A 6611-nucleotide genomic window follows, 5' to 3' on the forward strand; every position below is an offset into this window, starting at 1 on the left:
ACCGCGCTGACCCGGCGCAGGGCCGAGGGCCGAGCCGGACACCGTGCGGCGCCGACCGCTCGGCCGGCGGCGTGCCCCTGCCTCCCGGTCCGTCCCGGCGCCGCTAGCGTGGCCCGATGACCCCGTCGTCCCGGCCACGTCCGGCCTCCCCTGCGTCCGCCGCCGTGCTCGGCTCGGTGCTCGCGCTCTCGGGCGTGCTGCACCTCGTGGTGCCGCGCGTCTACGAGCCGCTCATCCCGCGCCCGCTCGGGAGCCCGCGTGCGTGGGTGCTCGGCAGCGGCGTCGCCGAGCTCGCGTGCGCCGCGGCGCTCGTGCCCGCGCGGACCCGGAGCGCCGGCGCGCTCGCGACGGCCGCGCTGCTCGTCGCCGTCTTCCCGGGGAACGTCACGATGGCGCTCCGCACGCGCCGCGGAGCCCCCGGGATCACGACCCGGCGGGTCGTCGCGTGGGGACGGTTGCCGCTCCAGGTGCCGCTCGTCGGCTGGGCGCTCGCGGTCGCCCGGGGTGCATGCGCCGCCGGGGCCGTCTCCCCTGCCGCCCGGATCGCGTCGGGCGGCGCCCGATGACCGCGCCGAGCGCACCCGCGCCCGCGTCGACCCGGTACGCCGTCCCCGGGCTCGTCGTGCGCGAGCACCGTGTCGCGGTGCCCGTGGACTGGTCCGCGCCCGAGCGGTACGCGCCGATCGAGGTGTTCGTGCGCGAGCTCGTCGACCCCCGCCGCGCCGGCGAGGACCTCCCGCTGCTCCTGTTCCTGCAGGGCGGGCCAGGGGGCGCGAGCCCGCGGCCGCTCGGGAGCGGATGGTGGACGACGCTGCTCGCGACGCACCGGGTCGTCCTCCTCGACCAGCGTGGGACGGGCCGCTCGACGCGCGTCGCAGCGCGCGAGGTGGCCGCGCTCGGGACGCCCGCCGAGGCAGCCGAGTACCTCGCGTGCTTCCGGGCCGACGCGATCGTCGCCGACGCCGAGCACGTGCGGCGCACCGTCTACGGGGGGCGGCGCTGGGCGACGCTGGGGCAGTCCTACGGCGGCTTCGTCACGCTCGCGTACCTGTCGCGGCACCCCCAGGCGCTCACGGAGTGCCTCGTCACGGGCGGCCTGCCGCCGCTCACGGCGAGCGCCGAGGAGACCTACGCGCGCACCTACCCACGGCAGGCGGCACGCAACCGGGAGCTCGCGCGCCGGTACCCCGACGACGTGGCGCTGCTCGGCCGGGTCGCCGACCGCGTGGGTGCCGGTGACGTCCGCCTGCCCGACGGCGACGCGCTCACCGTCGAGCGGCTGCAGCTGCTCGGGATGCCCCTCGGCATGAGCACCGGCGTGGACGCGCTGCACTGGCTCCTCGACACCGCGCTCGACACCGCGGGCGAGCTCGCCGACCCGTTCCTCGCGGCGCTCGCGCACGGCACGTCGTTCGTCGACAACCCGCTGTACGCGGTGCTCCAGGAGGTCATCTACCACCAGGGTGAGCGCGCGCCCGGCTGGGCGGCGCAGGCCGAGCACGAGCGGTGGGACGCGTTCGCCCCCGGTGCCCGGCCGCTCCTCCTGGCCGGCGAGGCGATGTTCCCGTGGATGTACGAGCAAATCGGGTCGCTGCGGCCGTTCCGGGCGGTCGCCGAGGAGCTCGCCGCACGGACGTCCTGGCCGGTGCTGTACGAGGTCGACCGCCTCGCGTCGAACGAGGTGCCCGTCGCCGCGGCGCAGTACTACGACGACCCGTACGTCGACCTCGACCTCGCGCTCGACACCGCGTCGCACGTCGGGGCGACGCAGGTGTGGGTGACCAACGAGTTCCTGCACGACGGCCTCCGCGTCGCCGGCGACGTGATCCTGCCGCGCCTGCTGGACCTCGCCGCCGGCCGGTGGAGCGTCACCGGACGCTGACCCGCGCGGCGGCGCGGCCGGCGCTCACCCCGCGAAGCGCTCGCGCCGCTCGACGACCCGCCCGGCCTGCGCGGCGTCGTCCCACGTGTAGACGCTCACGCCCTCGATGAGGACGTGCTCCACGCGGGCGTGCACGTCGAGCGGGTCGCCGGACCACACCACGACATCGCCGTCGAGCCCGGCGCGCAGGGACCCGACCCGGTCGTCGAGCCCGAGGATCGCCGCGGGGTTCACGGTGAGCGCCTCGAGGGCGGTCGCGCGGGGCAGCCCCTCCTTGACCGCGAACGTCGCCTGGTGGACGAGGAAGTTGACCGGCACGACGGGGTGGTCGGTCGTGATGGCGACGCGCACGCCCGCGGCGGCGAGCGTCGCGAGGTGCTCGATGCCGCGGTCGCGCAGCTCGACCTTCGAGCGGTTCGTCAGCATCGGGCCGTAGATCACCGGGATGCCGCGCTCGGCGAGCACGTCGGCGATCTTGTGGCCCTCGGTCCCGTGGTTGACGACGAGCCGGTACCCGAACTCGTCGGCGAGCCGGATCGCGGTCGCGATGTCGTCGTGGCGGTGGCAGTGCTGGTCCCACGCGAGCTCGCCGTCGAGCACCCGGACCAGCGTCTCCAGGCCGAGGTCACGCGCGAACGGCTCGCCCTTCGTGGCGGCCGCGGCCCGTGCGGCGGCGTAGTGCTGCGCCTTGACGAACGCCTCCCGGATGACCTTGGCGACCCCGAGGCGCGTCGACGGCGTCTGCCCCTTCTCGCGGTACACGCGCTTCGGGTTCTCACCGAGGGCCGACTTCACGCTCACCGCGGCCGAGAGGACCTGCTCGTCGATCGTGCGCCCGCCCCACGACTTGATCGCGGCGGTCTGCCCGCCGATCGGGTTGCCGGACCCCGGCTTCACGACGACCGACGTGACGCCGCCTGCGAGCGCGTCGCGGAAGCCCTCGTCGTCGATGTTCACCGCGTCGAGCGCGCGCACCGCCGCCATGTCGGGGCCTGTCATCTCGTTGACGTCGTCCCCGGCGACGCCCTCGCCCTCCTCCCAGATGCCGACGTGCCCGTGCGCCTCGACGAACCCGGGCAGCACCCAGCGGCCGGTCGCGTCGACGACGTGCGCGCCGTCCGGCACCGCGACGTCGAGCCCGACGGCGACGATGCGCCCGTCCTCGATGAGGACCGTGCCCCCGTCGAGCGGCTCGGAGGCGACGGGGACGACGTACCCGCCGGTGACGGCGACGACGGACGGGGTGCTCGCGCTGCGGTGGACCATGCCCAGCACGCTAGCCCCGGCGCGAGTCACGGGCAGGTCGGCGGCGCGCGGGCGCGGTGTCCGCGGGTCCGGGCGCGAGCACGCCGGGACGGGCGCGTGCGACACAATGGGGCGAACCCCCGCCCGCCCTGACGAGAAGGCCGACCGTGAACCAGCCCCGCATGAACGTCGAGTCGTTCAACCTCGACCACCGCACCGTCGCCGCGCCCTACATCCGCCTCGCGGACCGCAAGGTCCTGCCCGCGGGCGACGTCCTGAGCAAGTTCGACGTGCGCTTCACCCAGCCCAACGAGGGTCACCTCGAGATGCCGGTCGTGCACTCGCTCGAGCACCTGTTCGCGGAGCACTCGCGCAACCACTCGACGCAGGTCATCGACTTCTCCCCGATGGGCTGCCAGACGGGCTTCTACCTGATCCTCGAGGGCGAGTGGGAGCCCGAGGCCGTCATGCGCCTGGTCCAGGAGACCCTCGAGGACGTCACGCGGGCGACCGAGGTCCCCGCCGCGAACGAGGTGCAGTGCGGCTGGGGCGCGAACCACACGCTCGAGGGCGCGCAGGCGGCCGCCCGCACGTTCCTCGCCGCCCGCGACGAGTGGAGCCAGGTGACCGCGTGATCGCGGTCGACGCGGTCGTCGTGGCCGCGATGCCCGACGAGGCCGAGGCGTTCGTCGAGCGTGCCGACTTCGTCGGGCCCGTCGCCCGGGTCGGGCACGCGCTGCACCGGGTCCTGTCGGTCGAGAGCCGCGGGGTCCTGCTCGTGCAGTGCGGCATCGGGCTCGTCAGCTCGGCGACCGCCGCCGCCGTCGCGATCAGCGGGACCAGGCCGAGCGTCGTCATCAGCGCGGGGAGCGCCGGCGGGATCGGCGAGCAGGTCCGGGTCGGCGACGTCGTGGTCGGCACCGAGTTCGTCTACTCGGGCGCCGACGCGCGCGCCTTCGGGTACGCGCTCGGGCAGGTCCCCGGGATGCCGGCGCGGTTCGTCGCGGACGAGGCGCTGCTCGAGGCGACCCTCGGCGTCACGCACGACGGCCTCACGGTCCGCGCGGGCACGATGCTCTCGGGGGACGCGTTCATCGACGCCTCGCTCGTGGACGCGGTCCGCGCGTCGTTCCCCGACGCGCTCTCGACGGACATGGAGACCGCGGCGCTCGCGCAGACGTGCCACCTCTACGGCGTCCCGTTCCTCTCGGTGCGCGGGATCTCCGACCTGTGCGGTCCCGCGGCGAACGACGACTTCCTCACGCACGTCGACGACGCCGCGCAGCGGTCCGCGAGCGTCGTGCTCGCCGCGCTGCACCGGGTCGTCCCGCGCGACTGACACCACGGCGAGCGACCTCAGGGGCCGTTCAGGGGCCGGGTCAGGGACGTACCCGATGACCCGGCCCCCGGCTGGTGCCAGCGTGGTGCACGGACCGGACGTCCCGGGCCGTGTGCTCATCGTGAGGTCACCCATGTCGCTGCGTCCCGTGCTCGCCGTCACCTCCGTCGGTGCCCTGCTCCTGCTCACCGGGTGCGGGGCCGCCGCGTTCGGCCCGTCGCGCACGGAGGAGCGCCCGGCCGACGGCGTCACGGCCGTCGAGCTCTCCATCTCGGGGACCCTGGTCGTCGAGCACGGCGACGAGCCGTCGCTCACGGTCACCGCGGGCCGCAACGTGCTGGCACAGCTCACGAGCGAGGTCCGCGACGGCGTCCTCGTGCTCGACCACGACGACCGGCCGGGCTGGTCGCGCACCGGCGCGGTCGAGTACCGACTCGTGGTCGACCACCTCGACGCGATCCGGGTCGAGGGCTCGGGGAGCGTGCGGGTCGACGGCGACGTCGCGACCGGCGACGAGCTCGCGGTCCTGCTCGAGGGGTCGGGCGACGTGCGCGTCGAAGGGATCGACGTCGACGAGCTCGACGCCAGCAACCAGGGGTCCGGCCGCATCACGCTCGCCGGCGCCGCCGAGGCGCAGCGCGTCACGGTCGCCGGGTCCGGGGGCTACGACGCGGCGGCGCTGCGCACGCGTGCGGCGGCGGTGTCGGTCGAGGGGTCCGGCGACGCCGCGGTGGTCGTCACCGGGACACTCGACGCGAGCGTGTCCGGGAGCGGGTCGCTCACGCACACCGGCGGAGCCCGCGTGACGTCGGACGTCGACGGCTCGGGCTCGGTGCGCGAGGGGTCGTGACGCCCACGGCGCCGTACCCGCTCGCCACGCATCGGTGAGCCGGTCGCGCGGGTCCCGGCGCCCGGTCCGCCGCTCGCCGCGGACCTCGCGGCCGACGCGCTCAGGCGAGCTCGTGCCTGCGCCGCTCGAGGAACGCCCGCTCGACCACGTTGGAGCACCGGGCGAGCGCGGCGTCGTACGCCGCCACCGCCTCGTCCCGGCGGCCGAGCCGGCGCAGGAGATCGGCACGGACCGCGTGGTAGACGTGGAAGGTCGTGAGCCCGAGCGGGTCGACGGCCGCGAGGGCGACCGCCGGGCCCTCGACCTCCGCGAGCGCGACCGCCCGGTTGAGCGCCACGACGGGCGAGCCCGTGAGCGCGAGCAGGTGGTCGTAGAGCGCGAGCACCTGCGCCCAGTCGGTCGAGGCGACGTCCGGGGCGTCCGCGTGCACCGCCTGGATCGCCGCCTGCAGCTGGTACGGGCCCGGGCGCCCGCGGCGCAGGCACCACCGGACGAGGTCCTGCCCCTCGGCGACGAGCGCGCCGTCCCACCGGCCCCGGTCCTGCTCGGCGAGGGGCACGAGCGAGCCGTCGGGCGCGGTCCGGGCGGCGCGGCGGGAGTCGACGAGCAGGAGCAGCGCGAGCAGGCCCGCGACCTCCTCCTCGTCTGGCATGAGCTCGGCGAGGAGCCGGGCGAGCCGGACCGCCTCCGCGCACAGGTCCGCGCGCACGAGCGCGTCGCCCGCGCTGGCCGTGTGCCCCTCGGTGAACACGAGGTACACGACCGCGAGCACCGCCCGGAGCCGGTCGGGCAGCTCGGCGTCGTCCGGGACGCGGTACGGGATGCGGGCGTCGCGGATCTTGCCCTTGGCGCGCACGAGCCGCTGCGCCATCGCCTGCTCCTCGACGAGGAAGGCCCGGGCGATCTCGGCGGTCGTGAGCCCGCCGACGAGCCGCAGCGTGAGCGCGACCCGCGCCGCAGGCGCGAGGGCCGGGTGGCAGCACGTGAACACGAGACGGAGCCGGTCGTCGTGCACGGGGTCCTCCTCGACGGCCGCGGACGGGGCGTGCAGCACGGCGGCCTGCGCGTGCCGGTCCGCGCGGCTCGACTCGCGCCGGATCCGGTCGATCGCCCTGCGGCGGGCCGTCGTGAAGATCCAGCCCGCCGGGCTGGGCGGCAGCCCGGTCACGGGCCAGCGCTCGACGGCCGTCGCGAACGCGTCCTGCACCGTGGGCGCGGCGAGGGGCCGGTCGCCGAGGGGAAGGGGTGGGGAGGTCGAGGGGCGGGGGTGTTTCCTTCGGGACCAACACGCGAAA

The 6611-nt window shown here is 75.8% G+C and carries 7 protein-coding genes; 5 read left to right on the plus strand and 2 right to left on the minus strand.

Annotated features, from left to right (window positions below):
- Positions 1-116 precede the first annotated feature (116 nt).
- Together ACWFNE_RS15280 and ACWFNE_RS15285 are read left to right on the plus strand one after the other, a co-directional pair.
- Entirely contained in the window at positions 117-566 is a 450-nt protein-coding gene (locus ACWFNE_RS15280; RefSeq protein WP_452123275.1) for a DoxX family protein, read from the plus strand.
- Positions 563-1882, plus strand: a complete 1320-nt coding sequence (locus tag ACWFNE_RS15285) for an alpha/beta fold hydrolase (protein WP_452123276.1) — start codon at positions 563-565, stop codon at positions 1880-1882. Before ACWFNE_RS15280 ends, ACWFNE_RS15285 begins: the two co-directional genes overlap by 4 nt.
- A 24-nt stretch (positions 1883-1906) precedes the next feature.
- Here ACWFNE_RS15285 and ACWFNE_RS15290 read toward each other — a convergent pair whose 3' ends face one another.
- A complete protein-coding gene (locus ACWFNE_RS15290) occupies positions 1907-3148 on the minus strand; it encodes an amidohydrolase (protein WP_452123277.1) in 1242 nt (413 codons plus the stop codon).
- A gap of 161 nt (positions 3149-3309) precedes the next feature.
- Here ACWFNE_RS15290 and ACWFNE_RS15295 point away from each other — a divergent pair, with 161 nt between their 5' ends.
- The 3 genes from ACWFNE_RS15295 (at position 3310) to ACWFNE_RS15305 (ending at position 5316) form a co-directional block, all read left to right on the plus strand.
- A complete protein-coding gene (locus tag ACWFNE_RS15295; protein WP_452123449.1) occupies positions 3310-3762 on the plus strand; it encodes an S-ribosylhomocysteine lyase in 453 nt (150 codons plus the stop codon).
- Entirely contained in the window at positions 3759-4466 is a 708-nt protein-coding gene (locus ACWFNE_RS15300; RefSeq protein WP_452123278.1) for a 5'-methylthioadenosine/adenosylhomocysteine nucleosidase, read from the plus strand. Before ACWFNE_RS15295 ends, ACWFNE_RS15300 begins: the two co-directional genes overlap by 4 nt.
- 133 nt (positions 4467-4599) lie before the next feature.
- On the plus strand, positions 4600-5316 hold the full coding sequence (locus ACWFNE_RS15305; RefSeq protein ID WP_452123279.1) for a head GIN domain-containing protein: 717 nt from the start codon (positions 4600-4602) through the stop codon (positions 5314-5316).
- 100 nt (positions 5317-5416) lie between these two features.
- Here the strand turns inward: ACWFNE_RS15305 and ACWFNE_RS15310 are convergent.
- A partial coding sequence (locus ACWFNE_RS15310) for an RNA polymerase sigma factor (protein ID WP_452123280.1) occupies positions 5417-6611 on the minus strand: 1195 nt, incomplete at its 5' end.

Source organism: Cellulomonas sp. NPDC055163 (assembly GCF_053607065.1).

Coding starts and splice junctions, on each gene's coding strand:
- ACWFNE_RS15295 (WP_452123449.1), top strand. CDS start 3,310: ATGAACGTCGAGTCGTTCAACCTCGACCACCGCACCGTCGCCGCGCCC.
- ACWFNE_RS15305 (WP_452123279.1), top strand. CDS start 4,600: ATGTCGCTGCGTCCCGTGCTCGCCGTCACCTCCGTCGGTGCCCTGCTC.
- ACWFNE_RS15280 (WP_452123275.1), top strand. CDS start 117: ATGACCCCGTCGTCCCGGCCACGTCCGGCCTCCCCTGCGTCCGCCGCC.
- ACWFNE_RS15285 (WP_452123276.1), top strand. CDS start 563: ATGACCGCGCCGAGCGCACCCGCGCCCGCGTCGACCCGGTACGCCGTC.
- ACWFNE_RS15290 (WP_452123277.1), bottom strand. CDS start 3,148: ATGGTCCACCGCAGCGCGAGCACCCCGTCCGTCGTCGCCGTCACCGGC.